20 protein-coding genes and 2 pseudogenes are annotated in these 20,972 nt (G+C 73.6%); 11 read left to right on the top strand and 11 right to left on the bottom strand.

Annotation, left to right across the window (positions count from 1 at the left end):
* Nucleotides 1-696, bottom strand: a pseudogene (locus CLT72_RS32905) (ATP-dependent DNA helicase); the annotation flags it as partial.
* A 147-nt stretch (nt 697-843) separates the two neighbouring features.
* Nucleotides 844-2,264, bottom strand: a pseudogene (locus tag CLT72_RS32900) (ATP-dependent DNA helicase); the annotation flags it as partial.
* Nucleotides 2,265-2,333: 69 nt separating this feature from the next.
* Here CLT72_RS32900 and CLT72_RS18970 point away from each other — a divergent pair.
* Complete coding sequence (locus tag CLT72_RS18970; RefSeq protein ID WP_088998166.1) at nt 2,334-2,840, top strand: DUF402 domain-containing protein; 507 nt, start codon at nt 2,334-2,336, stop codon at nt 2,838-2,840.
* A gap of 25 nt (nt 2,841-2,865) precedes the next feature.
* On the opposite strand, the gene sigJ is transcribed toward CLT72_RS18970, so the two are convergent.
* Nucleotides 2,866-3,822 (bottom strand): RNA polymerase sigma factor SigJ, encoded by a 957-nt coding sequence (gene sigJ, locus CLT72_RS18965; protein WP_358164690.1) that lies wholly within the window; start codon nt 3,820-3,822, stop codon nt 2,866-2,868.
* A 313-nt stretch (nt 3,823-4,135) separates the two neighbouring features.
* On the opposite strand from sigJ, the gene CLT72_RS18960 reads away from it, so the two are divergent.
* The 3 genes from CLT72_RS18960 to CLT72_RS18950 all read left to right on the top strand — a co-directional run bounded on the left by CLT72_RS18960 (nt 4,136) and on the right by CLT72_RS18950 (nt 6,907).
* Complete coding sequence (locus CLT72_RS18960; protein WP_101412936.1) at nt 4,136-5,128, top strand: PPK2 family polyphosphate kinase; 993 nt, start codon at nt 4,136-4,138, stop codon at nt 5,126-5,128.
* Between the two features lie 143 nt (nt 5,129-5,271).
* Nucleotides 5,272-5,898 carry a DUF47 domain-containing protein gene (locus CLT72_RS18955; protein ID WP_088998168.1) on the top strand — a complete coding sequence of 209 codons (627 nt, stop codon included), beginning with the start codon at nt 5,272-5,274 and terminating at the stop codon, nt 5,896-5,898.
* A 4-nt stretch (nt 5,899-5,902) separates the two neighbouring features.
* A complete protein-coding gene (locus CLT72_RS18950; RefSeq protein ID WP_088998169.1) occupies nt 5,903-6,907 on the top strand; it encodes an inorganic phosphate transporter in 1,005 nt (334 codons plus the stop codon).
* A gap of 44 nt (nt 6,908-6,951) precedes the next feature.
* On the opposite strand, the gene CLT72_RS18945 is transcribed toward CLT72_RS18950, so the two are convergent.
* Entirely contained in the window at nt 6,952-7,920 is a 969-nt protein-coding gene (locus CLT72_RS18945) for a Gfo/Idh/MocA family protein (protein WP_101415260.1), read from the bottom strand.
* Between the two features lie 71 nt (nt 7,921-7,991).
* Between CLT72_RS18945 and CLT72_RS18940 the strand changes: the two genes are divergently transcribed.
* Nucleotides 7,992-8,825 (top strand): NUDIX hydrolase, encoded by an 834-nt coding sequence (locus tag CLT72_RS18940; protein WP_088998170.1) that lies wholly within the window; start codon nt 7,992-7,994, stop codon nt 8,823-8,825.
* 113 nt (nt 8,826-8,938) lie between these two features.
* On the opposite strand, the gene pstB is transcribed toward CLT72_RS18940, so the two are convergent.
* The 7 genes from pstB to CLT72_RS18905 all read right to left on the bottom strand — a co-directional run bounded on the left by pstB (nt 8,939) and on the right by CLT72_RS18905 (nt 16,231).
* Nucleotides 8,939-9,715, bottom strand: a complete 777-nt coding sequence (gene pstB / locus CLT72_RS18935; RefSeq protein ID WP_101412935.1) for a phosphate ABC transporter ATP-binding protein PstB — start codon at nt 9,713-9,715, stop codon at nt 8,939-8,941.
* A 20-nt stretch (nt 9,716-9,735) separates the two neighbouring features.
* Complete coding sequence (gene pstA / locus CLT72_RS18930; RefSeq protein ID WP_101412934.1) at nt 9,736-10,824, bottom strand: phosphate ABC transporter permease PstA; 1,089 nt, start codon at nt 10,822-10,824, stop codon at nt 9,736-9,738.
* Entirely contained in the window at nt 10,821-11,912 is a 1,092-nt protein-coding gene (gene pstC, locus CLT72_RS18925; RefSeq protein WP_101412933.1) for a phosphate ABC transporter permease subunit PstC, read from the bottom strand. Before pstC ends, pstA begins: the two co-directional genes overlap by 4 nt.
* Before the next feature lie 45 nt (nt 11,913-11,957).
* A complete protein-coding gene (gene pstS / locus CLT72_RS18920; RefSeq protein ID WP_101412932.1) occupies nt 11,958-13,064 on the bottom strand; it encodes a phosphate ABC transporter substrate-binding protein PstS in 1,107 nt (368 codons plus the stop codon).
* Nucleotides 13,065-13,446: 382 nt separating this feature from the next.
* Nucleotides 13,447-14,373 (bottom strand): mycothiol synthase, encoded by a 927-nt coding sequence (gene mshD / locus CLT72_RS18915; RefSeq protein ID WP_101412931.1) that lies wholly within the window; start codon nt 14,371-14,373, stop codon nt 13,447-13,449.
* 102 nt (nt 14,374-14,475) lie between these two features.
* Nucleotides 14,476-15,405, bottom strand: a complete 930-nt coding sequence (locus CLT72_RS18910) for a polysaccharide deacetylase family protein (RefSeq protein WP_374208852.1) — start codon at nt 15,403-15,405, stop codon at nt 14,476-14,478.
* Nucleotides 15,406-15,511: 106 nt separating this feature from the next.
* Nucleotides 15,512-16,231: a winged helix-turn-helix transcriptional regulator gene (locus CLT72_RS18905; RefSeq protein WP_199184599.1), complete on the bottom strand. Its 720-nt coding sequence runs from the start codon at nt 16,229-16,231 to the stop codon at nt 15,512-15,514.
* 244 nt (nt 16,232-16,475) lie between these two features.
* Here CLT72_RS18905 and CLT72_RS18900 point away from each other — a divergent pair, with 244 nt between their 5' ends.
* The 6 genes from CLT72_RS18900 to CLT72_RS18880 all read left to right on the top strand — a co-directional run bounded on the left by CLT72_RS18900 (nt 16,476) and on the right by CLT72_RS18880 (nt 20,969).
* Nucleotides 16,476-17,537, top strand: a complete 1,062-nt coding sequence (locus CLT72_RS18900) for a hypothetical protein (protein WP_101415257.1) — start codon at nt 16,476-16,478, stop codon at nt 17,535-17,537.
* Between the two features lie 82 nt (nt 17,538-17,619).
* Complete coding sequence (locus tag CLT72_RS18895) at nt 17,620-18,408, top strand: LmeA family phospholipid-binding protein (protein WP_101412930.1); 789 nt, start codon at nt 17,620-17,622, stop codon at nt 18,406-18,408.
* A 149-nt stretch (nt 18,409-18,557) separates the two neighbouring features.
* Nucleotides 18,558-18,635 carry an Ms5788A family Cys-rich leader peptide gene (locus CLT72_RS32895; protein ID WP_311202345.1) on the top strand — a complete coding sequence of 26 codons (78 nt, stop codon included), beginning with the start codon at nt 18,558-18,560 and terminating at the stop codon, nt 18,633-18,635.
* 202 nt (nt 18,636-18,837) lie between these two features.
* Nucleotides 18,838-19,686, top strand: coding sequence for a sulfurtransferase (locus CLT72_RS18890; protein WP_088998178.1), 849 nt, complete (start codon nt 18,838-18,840; stop codon nt 19,684-19,686).
* Nucleotides 19,687-19,689: 3 nt separating this feature from the next.
* On the top strand, nt 19,690-20,013 hold the full coding sequence (locus CLT72_RS18885) for a DUF1416 domain-containing protein (protein WP_088998179.1): 324 nt from the start codon (nt 19,690-19,692) through the stop codon (nt 20,011-20,013).
* Nucleotides 20,014-20,111: 98 nt separating this feature from the next.
* Entirely contained in the window at nt 20,112-20,969 is an 858-nt protein-coding gene (locus tag CLT72_RS18880) for a hypothetical protein (protein WP_101412929.1), read from the top strand.
* Nucleotides 20,970-20,972: the final 3 nt, after the last annotated feature.

Here is a 20,972-nt window from a genome sequence, read left to right as displayed (position 1 = left end):
TCAGGACTTGGCGAGGCGTTCGAGGGCACCGCGGGCGACCTCCGGCCGGGTGGTGTACCAGAACGGCGGCAGCGACCGGCGCAGGAACGCCCCGTAGCCCCGGGCGGTCTCCAGGCGCGAGTCGAGCACCGCCACCACGCCCTTGTCGCCCGTCGACCGGATCAACCGACCCACGCCCTGGGCCAGCCGGATCGCGGCGATCGGCACGCTGACCGCCGCGAAACCCGACCCGCCGCCGGCGTCCACCGCGGCGGCCCGCGCCGCCGCCAGTGGCTCGTCCGGCCGGGGGAAGGGCAGCCGGTCGATGACCACCAGCTGGCAGGAGTCGCCCGGCACGTCGACCCCCTGCCAGAGCGACATCACCCCGAACAGGCAGCTCGACTTCTCCTCGCGGAACCGGCGTACCAGCAGCGGCAGCGCCTCCTCGCCCTGGAGCAGGACCGGCAGGTCGGTCCGCGCGCGCAGCAGCTCCGCCGCCTGCTGCGCGGCCCGTCGGGAGGAGAAGAGGCCGAGCGTACGCCCGCCGAGCGCGGTGACCAGCGTCAGCAGTTCCTCGCCGGCCGCGTCGGGCAGCCCGGAGACGCTGGGTCGGGGCAGGTGCGCGGCGACGTACAGGATGCCCTGCCGGGGGTAGTCGAACGGCGAGCCGACGTCGAGGGAGCGCCAGCCCGGCCCCGAGGTCGCCGGTGCCCCCGCCGCGCCTGCGGCCACGCCACCCGGTGCGGTGCCCCCCTGCGCGGTGCCGCCTTCGGACGGGGTGCCTCGTGCCGGTGCGGCGGCGCCGGTGCGCCCGGCGGACCGGGCGGCCAGGGCGGCGGCGGCCGGTGACGGCGGGTCGGCCGGGGGTGCCTCCAGGCCCAGCGCCCGGGCCACCGTGTCGAACCGGCCGCCCAGCGTCAGCGTCGCCGAGGTGGCGACCACCGTGCGCTCGTCGTACAGGTGGGTGGCGAGCGTGCCGGCGACCGAGAGCGGCGCGACCACCAGCGCCCGGCGACCGGTGTTGTCGTTCTTCTCCACCCAGGCGACGTCGTGGTCGGCCTCCTCCAGCAGCCGCTGCGCGGTGGCGGAGAGCTCGTCGAGCACCGCCTTGGCCTGCTGCTTGCGCACCGGGTCCGGGTCGTCGGACTTGACCTCGCCGATCGCGTCGAGCGCCGCCCGGGTGGCCGCGTCCAGCAGGGTGCACGCCTCGCGCAGCACGGACGGCAGCCCCGAGGTGATCCGCCCGGCCGGCGCCTCGGCCAGCCCGACCGCCAGGGCGTCGCCGGCCGCGGTCAGCGACTCGGCGACGTCCGGCCGCAGCAGCGGGCGGGCCCGCTTCGCTGAGCGGTCGATCAGCTCCGGCACCAGCTCGGCCTGCGCCGCCGAGGAGACCCGGTCGGCCAGCTCGTGCGCCTCGTCGACGATGAGCAGCTTGTGCGGGGGCACGATGTGCCGGCCGGCGAGCATGTCCACCGCGAGCAGGCTGTGGTTGGTGACCACGATGTCGGCCTCCCGCGCGCGGGCCCGCGACGCCTCGGCGAAGCACTCCGCGCCGAACGGGCAGCGGGACGCGCCGACGCACTCCCGGGCCGGCATGGAGACCAGCCGCCAGGCCTGGTCGTCGACGCCCGGGTCCAGCTCGTCCCGGTCACCGGTGTCGGTCTTCTCCGCCCAGTCGCGCAGCCGCTGGACCTGCTTGCCGAGCCGCCCCGCCTCGCCGAGCCACTTGGTGCCGCCGCCGGGGCGCGCGGCCGGGGCGTCGAAGAGCGTGTCCTCCGGCTCGTCCTCAGTGGAGTTGTCCAGCCGGGCCAGGCAGAGGTAGTGGTGCCGACCCTTCAGCACCGCGAAGGTGGGCCGCCGGCCGAGCACCGGCTCCACGGCGTCGGCGAGCCGGGGCAGGTCGTGGTCGACCAGTTGGGACTGCAACGCCAGGGTGGCCGTGGAGACCACCACCGGACCGTCCACCGTCAGCGCGGGCGTCAGGTAGGCCAGTGACTTGCCGGTGCCCGTGCCGGCCTGCACCAGCAGGTGCTCCCGCGCCTGCACGCACTCCTCGATGGCCGTCGCCATCTGCTGCTGGCCGGGCCGCGCCGACCCGCCCGGCACCGCGCCGACCGCGGCGGCGAGCAGTTCGACCCCGCTCGGCCGGGCGCCCCGCCGTCGGCCTCCGGTGCGGGGCGAGGGGGCGGCGGAACCGGTGGCGAGGCGCGGAGTCACCGTGCGACGGTACCCGCCGTCCCCGACACCGGCCGCGCCGATCCGGGCGTGGCGTCGTCACGGTACGGTCTCCCGCCGACCGCGTCCGGTTACTTCCGTACGGCGACGGATGGGCGGTATCGGTTAGGGTGCGATTCATGCCGAGCGACGTGGTCCGCGTGATCTACCGCAAGTACGACGGCAGCGCCCACCGTGACTACCCGGCCCGCCGTCTCGCCGAGGACGACCTCGGCGTCTGGCTCGGCGTGACCGAGGGCACGAAGTCCGTCTACCATGGCCGGCCGTCGGTGGAGCAGATCCCGTTCGTCCTCCTGGTGCCGCACCACGCCTGGTGGACCGGCATGTTCAACCCCCCGCCGCGCACCAGCGAGGTCTACTGCGACATCGCCAGCCCGGCCCGCTGGGAGAACGACGACACCGTCCACCTCATCGACCTCGACCTCGACGTGGTGCGCCGCCGGACAACCGGGCTCGTGGAGCTGCGCGACGAGGACGAGTTCGCCGAGCACCGGGCCCGCTTCGGCTACCCCGACGACGTGGTGACGCAGGCCGAGGCGGCGGCCCGGTGGCTCCTCGACGCACTGGGCGACGGCGCCGAGCCGTTCGCCACGTCGTACCGCAAGTGGCTGGCCCTGGTGGTCTGACCCGCCGGCATCGGCCCCCGGGCCGTCACCAGCGCGGCGGCCAGCCGTCCTCCTCCGTCAGCGGCGGCAGGTCGCCCAGCTTCTCCGGATTCAGCTGGTGGAAGACCCCGGTCACCCGGCCCTCGTCCACGGCGAGGGCGGCCACCACCCGCAGCGGCCGGCCGTCCGAGTGCCGGGTCTCCAGGTGCAGGCCCTCGACGCCGTCGACGAGCACCCGACGGGCGCGCAGCGTTCCGCCGTAGCGCCCGGCACGCCCGAACAGGCCCAGCAGGAAGCGGGCCACCGCGTCGGCACCGAGCACCGGCCGCCGGGCCGCCGGGAAGTGGCCGCCGCTGTCGCCGACGGCGACCACGTCCGGGGCGAGCACCCGCACCAGCGCGGCAAGGTCGCCCGACTCGACAGCGGCCACGAAGGCGGCGAGCACGTGACGCTGCTCGACCGCGTCGGCGGTGTGCCGGGGCGCGTCGGGCGCGTGCACCGCCCGGCGGGCCCGGGAGGCGAGCTGGCGGGCGGCGGCGTCGGTCGTGCCGAGCACCTCGGCGATCTGGGCGAACGGCACGGCGAAGACGTCGTGCAGCACGAAGGCCACCCGCTGCTCCGGTGCGAGGCGTTCCAGCACCACCAGCAGGGCGGTGCCGACCTGATCGGCGCGGACCGCCCGCTCCGCGGGGTCGGGCGCGAAGCCGTCGGGGCGCGGGCCCTGGTCGAGCGGCGTCACCACGGGCTCCGGCAGCCATTGGCCGGGGTACGCCTCCCGCCGCACCCGCGCCGAGCGGAGCACGTCCAGGCAGATCCGGGCGCAGGTGGTGGTCAGCCAGGCGCCGAGGTGCCGGATCTCGGCGCGGGCCGCCGGGTCGGCGAGCGCGCTGGCGTACCGCAGCCACGTCTCCTGCACGGCGTCCTCGGCCTCGCTGCGGCTGCCCAACATCCGGTGCGCCACGCCCAGCAGCCGCCCCCGCTCGGCCTCGAACTCCGTCACCATCTCCCGCACGCCGACCCCCGCTCCACTGCCGGGGCGCGTACCGCCCCGCCCGCGATTCTCCCGCCCCGACCCCACACCCCGAGACTGCGGTCGATCACGCAGTCGTGGTGCCCCGCGTAGCGGGCTGAGTGGGGACCTCGCCCGTCATGGGTGCCCCCAGGATCGCGGGCCGGGCCCGGGGCCGGGGCGGGGTTGCCGGGCGGGTGGGGCGGATGTGGGTGATGATCCGGGGATGCGAGGGGTTGAGGGGAGCGGCGCGGGCCGCGATGCCGTGGGTCAGCACGACGCTGTCGTGGGGCCGGTCGGAGGGACGATGCGGGAGTTGCTGCGGGTGGCGCCCGGCGGAGCGGTCGATCTCGGGGCGGTCGATTCCCGGTCGACGCCCGGGCTGCCCGGGCAGGAGGTGACCGGCCCGCAGCGCAAGGAGTGGGCCCGTGGCCAGGTCACGCTGATCGGCGCGGAACTGGGCGGGCAGCAGGAGATGCTCTTCGCCGACGCCAAGGCCCGGCAGCCGGCTCGACCCGTCGGCGCGGCTGCCGGCGTGGACGGGTCGGCTGGGGGTGCCGAGGGGGCGGCTGCGGCCGGCGGCGCCGAGGGGGCGGCTGCGGCCGGCGGCGCCGACCGGGCCGGTGTGACCGGCGGGCGGCGGGTGCTGCTGGTGCTCCAGGCGATGGACTGCGGGGGCAAGGACGGCACCATCAAGCGGGTGGCCGGCGCGATGAATCCGCTCGGCCTGCACGTGCGCTCGTTCGGCCCGCCCACGGCCGAGGAGTTGCAGCACGACTTCCTGTGGCGGATCCGGCGGGCGCTGCCGCCGCCCGGGTACGTCGGTGTCTTCAACCGGTCGCACTACGAGGACGTCCTCGTGGCGCGCGTCGAGTCGCTGGTGCCCGAGTCGATCTGGCAGGCCAGGTACGACGAGATCAACGCCTTCGAGCGGGAGCAGGCCGACGCCGGGGTGACCATGGTGAAGGTGCTGCTGCACATCTCGTACGCGGAGCAGGGCCGGCGGCTGCTGGAGCGGCTGGACGAGCCGCGCAAGCACTGGAAGTACGATCCGTCGGACGTCGACGCCCGGGCCCGCTGGGACGACTACCAGGCCGCGTACGCCGAAGCCCTGAGCCGGTGCGGCACGGACGCCGCGCCCTGGTACGTGGTGCCGGCGGACCGCAAGTGGTACCGCGACTGGGCCGTTGCGCACCTGCTCCGCGAGACGTTCGACACCCTCGATCTCGGGTATCCGCCTGCCGGTTTCGACGTCCGGCGCGAACGGGAGCGGCTGCTGGGATCGGAGAGAACGTCGTAGGTGAACGGCGGGTGAACGACTGGTGAATGCGGTCTGACCAGGGGGAGGCCGCCGAATCTCCGCTTTCGTCGTTTCCTAGCATTCCCAGGCGGGCACCCTCCGGGCGGCCGCCACCCTTCCACCGACACGACGAGGTCCGTGCTGTGAAGTTTTCCTTCCGCCCGAACGAGGGCGCCTTCTACGAGCTCTTCACCAGGGCCGCACAGAACCTGGTGAAGGGCACCGAGCTGCTCAACGAGCTGGCCCTGCCGGGAGTGGAGGTGCAGTCGGTCAGCGAGCGGCTCACCGAGGTGGAGCACGACAGCGACCAGATCACCCACGAGCTGTACAAGAAGATCAACTCGACCTTCATCACGCCGTTCGACCGGGAGGACATCTACCGGCTCGGGTCGCTGCTGGACGACGTGATGGACCACCTCGAAGCGGTCGGCAACCTGCTCTACCTCTACGGCCTGACCAAGCTTCCCTCGCTGCCCCGCGAGATGCACGAGATGGTCAACGTCCTGGACGCCCAGGCGAAGCTGACCGCCGACGCGATGCCGCGCCTGAAGTCGATGAAGGACCTCGAGGACTACTGGATCGAGTGCAACCGGCTGGAGAACGACGGCGACCAGGTGTACCGGATGCTGCTGGTCCGCCTCTTCTCCGGCGAGTACGACGCCCTGACCGTGCTGAAGATGAAGGAGGTCGCCGACGAGCTGGAGGCCGCCTGCGACGCCTTCGAGCACGTGGCGAACACCGTCGAGACCATCGCGGTCAAGGAGTCCTGATCCTGTGAGTCCCGAACTCATCGCCGTGCTGGCGGTGATCGCGGTGGCCCTGGCGTTCGACTACACCAACGGCTTCCACGACGCTGCCAACGCGATCGCGACCAGCATCTCCACACGGGCGCTCACACCCCGGGTGGCCCTGGCCATGGCGGCGGTCGGCAACTTCATCGGCGCCCACTTCGGCGCCGAGGTGGCCAAGACCGTCGGCAGCGGCCTGGTGAAGCTGCCCACCGGCACAGCGAGCCTCGGCATCGTCTTCGCGGGCGTCATCGGCGCCATCGTGTGGAACCTGGTGACCTGGTACTTCGGCCTGCCGTCGTCCTCGTCGCACGCGCTGATCGGCGGCCTGGTCGGCTCGACCGTCGCCGCGTCCGGCACCGTGCTCTGGACCGGCATCGGGGAGAGCGTGATCATCCCGATGGTCCTCTCCCCGATGGTCGGCTTCCTGCTCGGCTACATCGTCATGATCGCCGTGCAGTGGATCTTCCGGAAGGGGCACCCGGGCCGACTCAACCGGGGCTTCCGCTGGGCGCAGACCGCGTCCGCCGCCGCCATGTCGGTCGGCCACGGCATGCAGGACGCCGCCAAGACCATCGGCATCGTGGTGCTCGCCCTCTACGTCGGCGGCTACCAGGACGACCCCAGCTTCATCCCCGAGTGGGCGTTCTGGACCTCGGCGGCCGTGCTGGCCGCCGGCACGTACGCCGGTGGCTGGCGGATCATCCGGACCCTGGGCCGGAAGATCATCGACCTCCGGCCGCCGGAGGGCTTCGCCGCCGAGACCGTGGCCAGCGGCGTGCTCTACTTCAACGCGCTGGTCCTCGGCGCGCCGATCTCGACGACCCACACGATCACCTCGGCGATCATGGGCGTCGGCGCCACCAAGCGGCTCTCCGCCGTCCGGTGGGGCGTGGCCGGCAACATCGTCGGCGCGTGGATCCTGACCTTCCCGGCCGCCGGCTCGATCGGCGCCCTGATGTACTTCCTGGTCCGGCCCCTGTTCAGCTGAGGTGCGGGGAAGGGGCACCTCGTCGGCGAGGTGCCCCTTCCCCGTCAGGAGTAGTCGACGCCGATCTGGGCGCGGATCCCGTCGAGCAGCGCCATCACCTCCAGCGTGGTGGCGTGGGGGACCAGCGGGCTCTCCGACAGGCCCTCGGCGAGGCAGCGCTGGACCTCGGCGGCCTCGTACTGGTAGCCGCCGCCGACCAGCTCGTCGGTGATCGTCTCCGGCTCGGCGCCGGCCCGGTGCAGGGTCGCGGAGCCGGGGCGGAAGAACGGCTCGGGCAGGTCGATCCGGCCGGTGGTGCCGGTGATCGAGGCGTCCAGCGCGGTGGCCCCGACCATGCCGCAGCTCAGCGTGGCGACGGCGCCCGAGTCGTAGCCCAGGACGATGCCGGTGTTCTCGTCCACCCCCTCCGGGCTGAGCTTCGCCCAGGACCGGACGTGGTCGGGCACGCCGAGCAGCAGGTGGGCCAGGCTGACCGGGTAGACGCCGAGGTCGAGCAGGGCGCCGCCGCCGAGCGTGCGGGCCCGCATCCGGTGCTCCGGCGGGAACGGCCCGGCCACCCCGAAGTCGGCCCGCACGCCGGTCACCGTGCCGATCGCGCCGTCCGCGACCAGGTCACAGAGCCGGCGTACGAGCGGGTTGGTCCGCATCCACATGGCCTCCATGAGGAAGACCCCGGCCGCGCGGGCGGTGTCGACCAGCTCGACGCTGGTCGCCAGGTCGAGGGTGAACGGCTTCTCCAGCAACACGGCCCGGCCGGCCGCGAGGCAGGTCATGGCCGCCTCGTGGTGCGCGGCGTGCGGGGTGGCGACGTAGACGACGTCCAGTTCGTCGTCCGCGGCGAGTTCCGCCCAGGAGGCGTACGCCCGCGGCACGCCGTGCCGGGCCGCGAACCGCTGCGCGCTCTCGGCGGTACGCGAGCCGACCGCCGCGAGTTCGGCGCCCGGCACCAGCCGCAGGTCCTCGGCGAAACGGGCGGCGATGTGGCCGGTGGCCAGGATGCCCCAACGAGTCATGCCGGCCACGCTAGCGAAGGTCACCGGACGGCGGCACGGGCGATCCACCCGTCGGGAACTAGGCTCGGCGCATGACGATCGACGCCGACGGCTTCCCCGCACCCCCGGCGCTCGTGGCGCACGCCCGCCGGTTCCGCGCCGAGGGCGGCACCCCGGCGGCGCCCCGGGTCGCGGCCACCGTGCTGCTGCTCCGTCCGGCCGGCGACGGCTTCGAGGTCTACCTGATCCGGCGGGTCGCCGCGATGGCGTTCGGCGGGATGTACGCCTTCCCCGGCGGCGGGGTCGACCCCTCGGACTCGCAGGCGCACCTGGACTGGGCCGGGCCGACGCCGGCCGGGTGGGGTGAGCGCCTGGGGCTGACCCCCGAGGCCGCCCAGGCGGTCGTCTGCGCCGCCGCCCGGGAGGTCTTCGAGGAGGCCGGGGTCCTGCTCGCCGGCCCCGACGCGCAGACCGTGGTCGGCGACGTGAGCGGTGACGACTGGGAGGCCGACCGGGTGGCGCTGGAGCAGCGCCGGGGCGGCTTCGCCGACCTGCTCGCCCGGCGCGGGCTCACCCTCCGGTCCGACCTGCTGCTGCCGTGGAGCCGGTGGATCACGCCGGAGTTCGAGCCGCGCCGCTTCGACACGTACTTCTTCGTGGCCCTGCTGCCGGAGGGGCAGCGGACCCGGGACGTCTCCGGCGAGGCCGACCACACCCTGTGGGTCCGCCCGGCGGACGCGCTGTCCCGGGCGGAGGCGGGCGAGCTGACCATGCTCCCGCCCACCCTGGTGAGCCTGTCCCAGGTGGCGGCCGGCGGCGACCTGGCCGGCGTCGCCCGCGCGGCGGCGACCCGGGACGCGGCCACCCCGGTCACGCCCCGGCTCGACGAGCCCGACGACGGCGAGCCCCGCTTCGTGCTGGCCTGACCCGCACCGTTGCGGACCTTGGCCGGAAGGCGACCCCCGGAAGGGCCGTCCTCCGCCGAGGTCTCCGCAGCGGGCCCGGTGCGAGCGCGGCGGGGAGGCCCGCTCGACGTGCGTCAGCCGAAGCGGCCGGTGATGTAGTCCTCGGTCTTCTTCACGCCGGGGTTGCTGAAGATCTTCTGCGTGTTGTCGTACTCGATGAGGCGGCCCGGGTCGCCGGTCTTCTCGATCGAGAAGAAAGCGGTCCGGTCCGAGACGCGGGCGGCCTGCTGCATGTTGTGCGTGACGATGATGATGGTGAACTTGTCCTTGAGCTGGAACATCAGGTCCTCGATGGCCAGCGTGGAGATCGGGTCGAGCGCCGAGCAGGGCTCGTCCATCAGCACCACCTGCGGCTCGACGGCGATGGTCCGGGCGATGCAGAGCCGCTGCTGCTGACCGCCGGAGAGGCCGGCGCCGGGCTTGCCCAGCCGGTCCTTGACCTCGTCCCAGAGGTTGGCCGAGCGCAGCGCCTTCTCGGCCGCCTCCTCCAGGATCGACTTGCGGCGGACCCCGTTGAGCCGCAGCCCGGCCACCACGTTCTCGAAGATGCTCATGGTGGGGAACGGGTTCGGCCGCTGGAAGACCATGCCGATCATGCGCCGGACGGCGGTGACGTCCACGTCCCGGTCGTAGATGTCCTGGTCGTCGATGGTGAGGCTGCCTTCGACCCGGGCGCCGGGGAGCACCTCGTGCATCCGGTTGATCGACCGCAGGAAGGTGGACTTGCCGCAGCCGGACGGGCCGATCAGGGCGGTCACCGTCTTCGGCTCGACCGTCAGGTTGATGTTCTCGATGGCCTTGAAGGCGCCGTAGTAGGCGGTGACGTTCGAGGCTTCGATGCGCTTGGCCATGGTGGTGGTACCTCCGGGGTTCATCGGCCGAGCCGGTTGCGACGGGCCAGCAGCTTCGCCGCGACGGTCAGGATCAGCACGAGGGCGACCAGGGTGAGTGCCGCCGTCCACGCCCGCGCCGGCGCGTACCGGGACGCGTCACCGGCCTGCTGGTAGACGAAGAGGGCCAGCGACGACTGGTTGTTCTCGAACGGGTTGAAGTTGATCGCCGCGCCGCCGCCGGCGACGAGCAGCACCGGGGCGGTCTCGCCGGCCGCGCGGGCGATGGCGAGCATGACGCCGGTGACGATGCCCGGCAGCGCGGTCGGCAGCACGACCCGCAGGATGGTCTTCCACTTCGGCACGCCGAGGGCGTACGCCCCCTCGCGCAGCGGCGCCGGGACGAGACGCAGCATCTCCTCGGTGGAGCGGACCACGGTGGGCAGCATCAGCACGCTCAGGGCGAGCGCGGCGGCGAAGCCCGAGAAGCTCGGCCGGCCGTCGTTGAACCACGGCGAGACGATCAGCACCCAGAACGCCAGCACGAACAGGCCGGCGACGATCGACGGGATGCCCGTCATCACGTCCACGAAGAACCGGATCGCGGCGGCGAACCGGCCGCGGCCGTACTCGACGATGTAGATCGCGCAGAGGATGCCGAGCGGGACGGTGATCAGGGCGGCGATGCCGACCTGCTGGAGCGTGCCGACGATCGCGTGGTACGCGCCGCCGTTCGGGTCCCGCGCGCCGATGTTGTTCATCGAGGTGAGGAAGAAGTCGGCGTCCAGCCGCTCGGCGCCCTTGCTGACCAGGGTCCAGACCACCGAGGCCAACGGCAGGACGGCCAGTACGAACGCCGAGTGGATGAGCGCGCTCCAGGTGCGGTTGCGGGCCGACCGCCGCCCCTCGACCTTGTTGGCGGCGGCGAACAGGCCGGCCAGGTAGAGCAGCGCGGCGACCACCACGACCAGCACCGGGCCGCCCGTGCCGGTGCCGTACACGAACGCGGCGGCGACCAGCAGGGCGGCTGCCGCGATGGCCGGCGCGGCGTACCTCGGCAGCCGGCGCGCCTTGAGGGTGGGCGGCTGCGCGGGCGGACGGGTCCGGTGCGACGTAACGACTGTGGTCATGCGGCCGACTCCGTGAACTCCCGGCGGCGGTGGATGATCGCCCGCGCCGTGATGTTGACGATCAGCGTGATGGCGAAGAGCACGAGACCCGAGGCGATCAGCGCCCCCCGTCCTGTGTCGTTCGCCTCGCCGAACGCGTTGGCGATGTTGGCGGCGATGGTGTTGCCACCGTTCTCGATGAGGTTGACCGAGATGTTGAAGGTCGCGCCGAGGGTCAGCGCCAGGGCGATGGTCTCGCCGAGCGCCCGGCCCAGGCCGAGCATCACCGCGGCGATGATGCCGGGGCGCCCGTACGGCAGGACGGCGGTGCGGAGCATCTCCCAGCGGGTGGCGCCGAGGGCGAGTGCGGCTTCCTCGTTGGCGGTCGGGGTCTGCATGAACACCTCGCGGGAGAGCGAGGTGATGATCGGCAGGATCATGATCGCCAGCACCAGCGCGCCGAGCAGGATGGACCGGCCGAACGGGCCGTCACCGCCGAAGATCGGGATCCAGCCGAAGTACGTGTTGAGCCAGGCGGAGAAGTCCCGTACCGGATTGATGAATACGTCGCGGCCCCAGAGGCCGAAGACCACGCTCGGTACGGCCGCGAGCAGGTCGATCAGGAAGCCCAGCGTGGTGCCGATCCGGCGCGGCGCGTAGTGGGACAGGTAGAGCGCGATTCCCAGCGCCACCGGGACCGCGATCAGCAGGGCCAGGGCAGAGCTGAGCACGGTGCCGAAGGCGAGGGCCCCGATGCCGAACTTCGGCTCGGGGTCGTTCGGAAACCAGCCCTCGAAGGTCCAGAAGCTCTCGGTGTTGGCCCGCAGCGCCGGCACCGCCTTGGCGACCAGGAAGAACGAGATCGCCGCGATGATGACCAGGACGGCCGTGCCGGCGGCCAGAGTGAGGCCGCGGAAGGCCCGTTCGGCGCCGAACGCCCGGGCCCGCGGCAGCGCGCCGCCGCCGCCCAGCCCGGCTCCGCCCGGGTTTCGGGTGCTGACTGGTGCCTCGGCCATACGCGCCGAGGCACCGGCGGGCCCGTCGTGACTCTGGGTCACGCTGGTCCCGCCGGTGCCGGCGTCGGCCGAGCGGGTAGGGGTCTCACCCATCTGCTCGCTCGCTTCGGGGTTGGTGGTGATGGTGGTGGGTGGGAGTCAGGCGATGTTCTTCGCCGCCGTCTCGACCTTGGCGCGGACCGACTCGGGCAGCGGGGCGTAGCCGATGTCGCTGAGCACCTTCTGGCCCTCGGTGCTGGCGGTGTAGCCGAGGAAGCTCTTGACCAGCGGGAGCTTGTCGGCGGCGAGGCCCTTGGAGCAGACGATCTCGTAGGTCACCAGGACGATCGGGTAGGCCCCGGCCTCCTTGGTGTTGTAGTCGATCTTCATCTTGAGGTCGTCGCCCGTGCCGGTGATCTCGGCGCCGGCGATGGCCTTGCCGGCGTTCTCCAGGGTCAGCTCGGCGAACTCGCCGGCGCCGTTACCGATCTTGGCCATCTTCAGGCCGGCGTTCTCGGCGAAGGACAACTCGACGTAGCCGATGGTGCCGTCGGCGCCCTTGATGACGCTGGTGACGCCGTCGTTGCCCTTGCCCGCGGTACCGCCGGGGGCCTTCCACTCCTTTGCCTTGCCGAAGGTCCAGTCGGCCTCGGCGGTCTTGGAGAGGAAGTCCGTGAAGTTGTCCGTGGTGCCGGAGGAGTCCGACCGGTGCGCGGTCTGGATCGCCGTGGCGGGAAGCTTGGCGTCCGGGTTGTCGGCCTTGATCGCCGGGTCGTCCCACTTGGTGATCTTGCCTGCGAAGATCTTGGCCAGGGTGGCCGGCTTGAGCTGAAGGTTGTCCACGCCGTTCACGTTGTAGGCGACAGCGACCGGCCCGATCACCATCGGCAGGTGGATGGCCTTGCCGCCGACGCACTTGGCGTCGGCCTGCGGCTGCTCCGCCTCCTTGAGGGCGGAGTCCGAGCCGGCGAAGTCGGCGGTGCCCGCGATGAAGGCCTGGATGCCGGCACCCGAGCCGGACGGCTCGTAGTTGATCGTGGTGCCGGAGCACTTCTGCTGGTACGCCTTGATCCACTCGGCCATCGCGTTCTTCTGCGCCGACGAGCCCTGGGCGTTCAGCGTGCCGGTGGCGCAGTCGGCGGCGGCGGCCGACCCGGAGGCGGAGGCGCTGCTCGCGGGCTCGTTGTTGTCCGAGCCGCATGCGCTGAGAGCGAGCGTCGCGGTAAGAGCGAGGCAGGCGAGAGTGCCGTGCCGCTGGAGCTTCACCTGAGGGGTTTCCCTTCACGTCTGACTTCGCACCCGGATTGGGGCCCGGGGTGCCGGCGCTGACCGGCTGATCCAAAAGTTAGGAGCGCCAGGTAGCCGGTTCGCCGGTCGGAAGTGAACGGGGAGTGAACAGGTGCGGCAGTGCAGATGACCGCTCGCTGAGGGCGGGTTGTCCGTTAAGTGAACTCAGCTGCCACTGTCGGAAGTATGCGGATTTTCCTGGTAGGGCGTCATCTCGCGGGCACACCGCCGTCACCGATGGTGACCCTGTGGGCGGTGCGAGCCGGGCCCGGGCTCGGGTGGGCGTGCGCGGAGCGGCGCGTGACGCGCTCCGAGGTGGCGCGCGAGGGCCCGGGCCGCCGCGGCCCGGGCCCCATGGACGTCAGGCCGACTGGTAGTTCACGTGCGCCGACCAGCGGGCGAAGCCGAGCCGCTCGTAGAGCGCGACCGCCGCGGTGTTCGACTCGTCGACGTAGAGCATGACCCGGTCCAGGTCACGCCGTTCCCGCAGGTACGCCAGGCCGGCCGCGGTCAGCGCCCGGCCCAGCCCGCCCCGGTGCGCCGACGGGTCTACCCCGAGGACGTAGACCTCGCCGGTGCGGGCCGAGCCGGGTCGCTCGTGGACCTTCGTCCAGTGGAAGCCGAGCAGCCGGCCGGTCGCCCCGTCGACGGCGAGCAGGAAGCCCTCCGGGTCGAACCACGGCTCGTCGAGGCGTACGCGCAGGTCGGCGGGGGACCAGCGACCCTGCTCGGGGTGCTCGGCGAAGGCCCGCGCGTTGAGCGCCAGCCATTCCTCGTCGTCGGCGCCGGGTCGGAACGCGCGCAGCGTCACCCCGTCCGGCAGCGGGTGCTCCGGGATCGGGGCGGTCAACGGCCGGCGCAGCTGCCAGAGCACCCGGGCCCGGCGCAGCCCCAGGTCGACGGCGAGCGCGGCGGCCGAGGGGTGGTCGCCGTGCGCCCAGACCCGCAGCGGGCCGTCGGCCGCTGCCAGGACGCCCCGGGCCAGCGCCCGCCCCGTGCCGCGCCGCCGATGGGCCGGGTGCACCACCAGTTCGACGCCGACCCCGGCGGCCGCGTCGGTGGTGTCCAGGTGCGCGTAGCCGGCCAGTGTGCCGTCGTCCGCGTGGGCGGTCAGGTGCACCGCCGGCGCGTCCGGGTCGCGCAGGCGCAGCAGGACGTGCTCGTCGAACGGGTCCGCCCCGTCCGCGTCGCCGGCGGCCCGGGCGAGGGTCGTCACGTCGGCGATCTCCGTGGGGCTGAGGCGCTCGGCCCGGGTCACCCGGCCGCTGCGCGCTTCGGGATTGCTCATGGGATCACCGTAGTCGGGGCGGCCCGCGGCGCCGCCGGGCTCGGGGTGCTCCCGGCGAACGTCCCCGGCGCCCCGTGCCGTACGAACGTCCGCGTGGCCGGCTCACGTCACCCCGTCGGGCAGCGCCTCCACCTCGAACCTGCTGGTCAGCTCCGGCAGGATGCGGTGCAACGCGTCCACGGTGCCCTGTCGGTCGCCGCCGGCGTCGTGCAGCAGCACGACCGATCCGGGTACGACGCCCGCGACGACCGTCGCCGCGATCCGCCCGGCGCCCGGAGCCGCCCAGTCCGAGGGGTCCACCGTCCAGTGCAGCGGCGTCATGCCGAGCTCCTGGGCCACCGAGACCACCTGCCCCGTCCAGGCGCCGCCGGGCTGCCGGTAGTACGCGATCGGCGCGTCGGGCACGGCCGTCCGGATCGCGTCGCTGGTGCGCAGCAGGTCCGTCCGGATGGCGGCGGGCGATCGTCGGCCGAGGGTGACGTCGTGGTTCCAGCTGTGGTTGCACAGGGTGTGGCCGTCGGCCGCGATGGCCCGGATCAGGTCCGGGTGGCGCTGCGCGTTCTCGCCGACCACGCAGAAGGTGGCCCGTACCTGGTGCTCGCGGAGCAGGGCGAGCACCTGCGGGGTGTACTGCGGGTCCGGCCCGTCGTCGAAGGTCAGCGCGACCAGCGCGGTGCCGCTGGTGGTCTGCGTGCCGAACGGCCCGTCCGTCGGGCCCGACGGCGTCGGCGCGTCGGGGCCGGTGCCGCCGTCCTGGCCGGCCTCCGCCGGGCTGGTGTCCGGGGTGCCCTGCGGCGTGCGGCGGGGGGCGTCGTCCACCGGGGGCTGGTCGGCGTAGTGCGGGCCGGTGGCGCTGGTGGTCACGCTGGACCGGGACGCCGGCGGGTCGGGGACCAGGCTGCGCCCGAGGGCGTACGCGGAGCCGAGCAGCGCGGCGACCACCACCGCGGCCAGACCGATGGTGCGCGCCGCCCGGGCGTCCCGGAAGGGTTGGCCCGTCCGTGCCGATCCGCCGCCGCCCCCGTGGTCGATGCGCACCCCGTCGCCCCCTTGTAAGTTGCAAACCCGGCAGTCAGAATAGAACCGACGAGCTGCGCAAAAGGGGCATATGCGGAACAGTCCCCGAAGGGGCGGGAAGTCAGACCGGCAGGGGCGCGTGCTCGCTCTCCGGCAGCGACCGCGAGGGTGGTACGACGAACTTGTAGCCCACCTGCCGCACCGTGCCGATCATCGACTCGTACTCGGAGCCGAGCTTGGCCCGCAGCCGTCGGACGTGCACGTCGACCGTGCGGGTGCCGCCGAAGTAGTCGTAGCCCCACACCTCGCGCAGGAGCTGGTCGCGGGTGAACACCCGGCCCGGGTGCTGGGCCAGGAACTTCAGCAGCTCGAACTCCTTGTAGGTGAGGTCGAGCGGGCGGCCCTTGAGCTTCGCGGCGTAGGTGTCCGGGTCGATCGTCAGCTCGCCGGCGCGGATCGAGCCGCCCGCCCCGGAGGTGGCGTTGCTCAGCCGCCCGACGGCGAGCCGCAGCCGGGCCTCCACCTCGGCCGGGCCGGCGCCGGCGAGGATGACGTCGTCGACGCCCCAGTCGGCGTTGAGCGCGATCAGGCCGGCCTCGGTGACCACCGCGACCAGCGGCACCCCGAGGCCGGTGGCGTGCAGCATCCGGCAGGTGGCCCGGGCCTCGCTCAGCTCGGAGCGGGCGTCGACCAGCACCGCGTCCGGACTGGGGCCGGCGACCAGGGTGCGGACGTCGCGGGGCGCGGTACGGACCGAGTGCGGCAGCAGGTCGAGCGCCGGCAGCACTGCGGACGGTTCGCCTGCGCGTGCGGTCACCAGCAGCAGGATCTCCACGATCACCTCCGTCCCGGCGGCCGTCGGCCGCGCGCGACCAGCGCACTCCTGGCGGGGTGTGGCGCTGATGAACTTGCGTGGGTCCCGGCGTCGCTGACGGGCGGGTAGCGGCTTGAGCGTAACCGATCGCCTCGGCCGGACCTCCGCGTCACTTCCTGTTTGCCCGGCTTGCCCGTGATCGTGCCACAGGTTTTAACGTTGCCGAAACCGTGGTCCCCGCGTGGGCCGGCGGGTCTGGCACGATCGGGGCGTGTTTCCCTCCAGCTCGCCCGAGACCGGCCGCGACCAGTGGCCCGACGCCCCCCGCCCCGGGCCGTCCGGCCCCTCCCGCGGCCAGCCGCCGGCGCCGCGCACCGGGCCGGCACCCGACGACGACGGTGAGCGCCGGGAGCGCGGCGGACCGCGCCGCGCCCGGCGGCCCGGCGAGCCGGCCCGTCGGCCCGACGACGAGCCGGACGACGAACCGGACGAGGAGCCGATCGAGCCGGTCGAGGTGCGCCGCCCGCTCGCCCTGACCGTCGCCGGGTTCGCCACCCTGCTCGGGGTGGGGCTGGTGCTCGGGGCGCAGACCTCCGGCCCGGGGCACCGGCTGCCCTTCGCGTTCGTCATCTTCGGCGTGCAGCTGCTCTTCGTGCTCGCCTGGACGATGGCCATGCGGCCGCCCGCGCTGCTGCTGGTGGCCGCCGTCAGCGTCGGCGCCGCGGTCGCGGCCGACACCGCGGCCGTGCAGACCGACGTCGCCGGCCTGGCCCCGCTGGGCTACGTCGCGGCGGGCGGCTTCGCCCTCGGGGTGCTCGGCCAGCTCGTGCGGCGGGTCGACCGGGTGCGGGTGACCGACTCGCTCGGCAGCACCCTGCTGATCGTGGTCGGCGTCGTCGCCTTCGCCACCCTGATCGTGCTCAGCCGGATCCCGGCGGGCACCCAGGCCATCACGGTGTGCCTCACCGCCAGCGCGGTCGCGCTGACCGTCGCCCGGCTGACCGACGCGGTGGCGCCGTGGCCACGGCTGGCCCCGCAGGTGCCCCGGGGCGCGGCCGGCGTGGTCGCCGGCGCCATGGTCGGCACGCTGGTCAGCGCCCTCCTCGGCAGCTACCTCGTGACGCCCTTCACCCCCACCCGGGCCGCCATCATCGGGCTGGTCGCGGCGGTCGCCGCCGTGCTGGCGGACCTGGCCGTCGGCTACGCCGAGGCGGGCCGGCTGATGGCCGGGGAGCCGCCGACCATGTGGGTGGCCCGGCACATGCAGGGGCCGCTCGGCGGCTTCGCCCTGGCCGCGCCGGCCGCGTACGCCATGTGCAAGCTCGTTCTCTGACGCGGCGATTGAGGATTTCGCGGTTCGGGTACCACCGGTGGGCCGCTTCGCGGCACCCTCGACACTGACGACAGGAGGCGGCGTGGCGCACGACGACCCGTACGAGGAGCGGCCCCGGCGACGCGGGCGCAAGGTGCTCATCACCCTCGTCGTGCTGCTGCTGGTCCTGGGCGGCCTGATCGTGGTGGCCGACCGGGTCGCCGTCGGGGTGGCCGAGCGGGCCATCGCCGACCAGGTCCGCCAGGAGATCGCCAAGCAGGGCGCGCAGTCCTCGCCGCCCGAGGTGGAGGTCGGCGGCGTCCCGTTCCTCACTCAGGTGCTCGACGGCCGCTACGAGCGCATCTCCATCGCGCTGCGCGACGTGCAGGGCTCGGTGCGGGGCGACGCGGTCGCGCTGCCGAAGCTCGACGTGGACGCCCGCAACGTGCGCGCCTCGCTCGACACCATCCGTTCCGGCCAGGGCGACGTGGTCGCCGAGACGGTCGACGGGACGGGCACCATCAGCTACGACAGCCTCGCCAAGCTGCTCGACCGGCCGGGGCTGACCCTCGGCGAGCAGAACGGCCGGCTGGCCGTCACCGCCCCGGTCGACATCCTCGGTCAGCGCCTCACCGTGACCGGCACGGCCGACATCACGGTCGGCAAGGAGGGGCAGGTGGCGCTGCGCTTCAACGACCTGAACGCCGACGGCCTGCCGAACCTGCCGCTGGCCCGGACGCTGCTGAACAACTACGCGCGCGGCATCTCCATCGACGTGCCCCTGCCCGAGCTGCCGTTCCAGCTCGCCGTCCGGGAGGTCCGGCCGCTGCCCGAGGGGCTGGCCGTCACCGCGGACGCCAGGAACGTACCGATCAACTCCGCCACCGGCTGATCCCGGCCGCGCCCGACGGCGGTCCCGGGCGGCGCCCCTTCCCGGGGCCCGGCGCCGCCGGGCGCGCGTGGCGGGTGCCCGCTCGGGCACGTCCCGGATGCTGGTCGGCCCCCTGGTGTCCACGCGCCCGGCTGGTAGGCTCCCTGCTCATGGGGACGCTCCTCACCAAACGGCGCGCGGTCGACCTGTGCCGCGTGGCCACCTGCCTGTGTCGCCCCGTCATCTGACGGCGGGGCTGTCCTCGGCCGCCTAGCGGCCACCGGCACGCAGGAGCCTTTTCTTCTCCCGTGCTCTCTCTCAACGCCCGGCAGCGGCGCCGTCGCACGAACCCGTGATCCGTCCATACGGTGGATCCTGCGCGTGGTGCGATCGTCACGACTTTCGATGCCCCGTGCTGGTCACCATTCATCCTCACCAGGGAGTGATCTGATGAGTCGCGACACCGCACTCGTCTCGGCCGAATGGGCCGAGAAGAACCTCGACGCCCCGGGCGTCGTCTTCGTCGAGGTCGACGAGGACACCTCGGCCTACGACACCGGCCACATCGCCGGCGCGATCAAGCTGGACTGGAAGACCGACCTCCAGGACCAGGTGCGCCGGGACTTCGTCAACAAGAGCCAGTTCGAGGCGCTGCTCTCCGAGCGGGGCATCAGCAACGACGACACCGTCATCCTCTACGGCGGCAACAACAACTGGTTCGCCGCGTACGCGTACTGGTACTTCAAGCTCTACGGCCACCGTGACGTGAAGCTGCTCGACGGCGGCCGCAAGAAGTGGGAGCTGGACGCCCGCCCGCTGGTCCGCGACGCGGTGAGCCGCCCCGCGACGCAGTACGTGGCGCAGGAGCCGGACACCTCGATCCGGGCCTTCCGCGACGAGGTGGTGGCCGCCATCGGCACCAAGAACCTGGTCGACGTGCGCAGCCCCGACGAGTTCGCCGGCCGGCTGCTCGCTCCCGCCCACCTGCCGCAGGAGCAGGCCCAGCGGGCCGGTCACATCCCCACGGCGATCAGCGTGCCGTGGTCCAAGGCGGCCAACGAGGACGGCACCTTCAAGTCGGACGACGAACTGCGCAAGATCTACGCCGACGCGGGGCTGGACGACAGCCGCGAGACCATCGCGTACTGCCGGATCGGCGAGCGCTCCTCGCACTCGTGGTTCGTGCTCCAGGAGCTGCTCGGCCACCGCAACGTGAAGAACTACGACGGATCCTGGACCGAGTACGGCTCGCTGGTCGGCGTGCCGGTCGCGCTCGGCGACGAGCCCGGGGAGGCCTGAGCCATGACCGCACCCACCGCTGCCGGCTGCGCCGCTCCCGACCAGGCCGCCCCGCTGCCCGCGAGCCTGGACCTGGAGAAGGAGACCGTGATCACCGGCGTCGTCCGGTCCGACGCGGGCGAGGCCGTTCCGGGCGCGTACGTCCGGCTGCTCGACTCGACCGGTGAGTTCACCGCCGAGGTGGTGACCTCACCGGCCGGCCAGTTCCGGTTCTTCGCCGCGCCGGGTTCCTGGACCCTGCGGGCGCTCTCCCGGCACGGCAACGGCGACACCGCCGTGACCGCCGCGCGCGGCATCAACGAGGTCACCGTCACGGTCGCCTCCTGACCCGCCCCGCCCCGCCTCGGTTCGTGGCCCGTCCCCTTCGCAGGTGGCGGGCCACGACCGTTTCCGGCCGCGGCTGGGCGGCGTGACACGATGGCCCCGTGAACGGCGTGCAAGCGGCGGGGCAGGCCCCGCCCACCGGTCCCGGGCGGCCGGCGTCCCCCCGACGGTGGCTGCCCTGGCTGGCCGCGGCCACGGTGGCCTGGGCGGTGCTGCTGGCGGCGCTGACCTGGACGTCGGTACGCAACGACCCGCCGACGGTCCGGGAGCAGCGCACCCTGACCGAGGCCGGTCCGGTCGTCGACCGCGCGGTCGGCGCACTCGTAGCGGCGGCCGGCGACACCGCCGTGCTGACCCCGCCCGAGGTCGACCAGGGCTGCCGCGTCACCCCGTTCGCCGACGGCGCGGAGCTGTCGCGGGGGGTGGACGTCTTCGTCGCGACCGGCGGGGAGGCGACGCTGCTGGAGCGGGTCGCCGACCGGCTGCCGGCGGACTGGCGGGCCGGGGTCCGGGTCACCTCGGACGGCCCCCGGTTGCGCGCCGACGCGGGCGAGTTCGTCACCGTCTCCGGCGGGGTCGCGGGTGACGGCCGGGTCCGGCTCATGGTCGACACCGGCTGCCGGCCGGTGGGCGACGGCTACGACGTACCCGCGGCCGATGCCGCCGGTGCGGAGGCGGACGCCCTCGGGGAGGCGCTCCGGGCCCTGGGTGCCCCGGCCGGTCAAGCCCCCGGACGGGTGGTCACCGCGCCCTGCCCCGGCGGTGGCGCCGCCCGATCCGTGCGCTCCGCCGGCGTCCCGGCCCCCGCGTCCCCGGCCGCCGCCCTGGCCCCCGTCACCCGACTCCCGGTGCTGGACGACCCGCAGGCGTACGCCTACCGCCGTGGCCCGGTCACCGTCGTCGCCGACCTCTCGGGCGACCTGGTCGTCGTCTCGGTCACCACCGGCTGCCCCGCCTGACCC

This window comes from Micromonospora sp. CNZ309 (assembly GCF_002846525.1).
Note: the sequence above shows the minus strand (reverse complement) of the source record. Positions and strands in the feature narration are given on the sequence as shown.

Bases quoted from the DNA above. Each gene is read 5' to 3' on its own strand.
- CLT72_RS18970 (WP_088998166.1), top strand. From the start codon at position 2,334: ATGCCGAGCGACGTGGTCCGCGTGATCTACCGCAAGTACGACGGCAGC.
- sigJ (WP_358164690.1), bottom strand. From the start codon at position 3,822: ATGGTGACGGAGTTCGAGGCCGAGCGGGGGCGGCTGCTGGGCGTGGCG.
- CLT72_RS18960 (WP_101412936.1), top strand. From the start codon at position 4,136: ATGCGGGAGTTGCTGCGGGTGGCGCCCGGCGGAGCGGTCGATCTCGGG.
- CLT72_RS18945 (WP_101415260.1), bottom strand. From the start codon at position 7,920: ATGACTCGTTGGGGCATCCTGGCCACCGGCCACATCGCCGCCCGTTTC.
- CLT72_RS18940 (WP_088998170.1), top strand. From the start codon at position 7,992: ATGACGATCGACGCCGACGGCTTCCCCGCACCCCCGGCGCTCGTGGCG.
- pstB (WP_101412935.1), bottom strand. From the start codon at position 9,715: ATGGCCAAGCGCATCGAAGCCTCGAACGTCACCGCCTACTACGGCGCC.
- pstA (WP_101412934.1), bottom strand. From the start codon at position 10,824: ATGACCACAGTCGTTACGTCGCACCGGACCCGTCCGCCCGCGCAGCCG.
- pstC (WP_101412933.1), bottom strand. From the start codon at position 11,912: ATGGGTGAGACCCCTACCCGCTCGGCCGACGCCGGCACCGGCGGGACC.
- mshD (WP_101412931.1), bottom strand. From the start codon at position 14,373: ATGAGCAATCCCGAAGCGCGCAGCGGCCGGGTGACCCGGGCCGAGCGC.
- CLT72_RS32895 (WP_311202345.1), top strand. From the start codon at position 18,558: ATGGGGACGCTCCTCACCAAACGGCGCGCGGTCGACCTGTGCCGCGTG.
- CLT72_RS18890 (WP_088998178.1), top strand. From the start codon at position 18,838: ATGAGTCGCGACACCGCACTCGTCTCGGCCGAATGGGCCGAGAAGAAC.
- CLT72_RS18885 (WP_088998179.1), top strand. From the start codon at position 19,690: ATGACCGCACCCACCGCTGCCGGCTGCGCCGCTCCCGACCAGGCCGCC.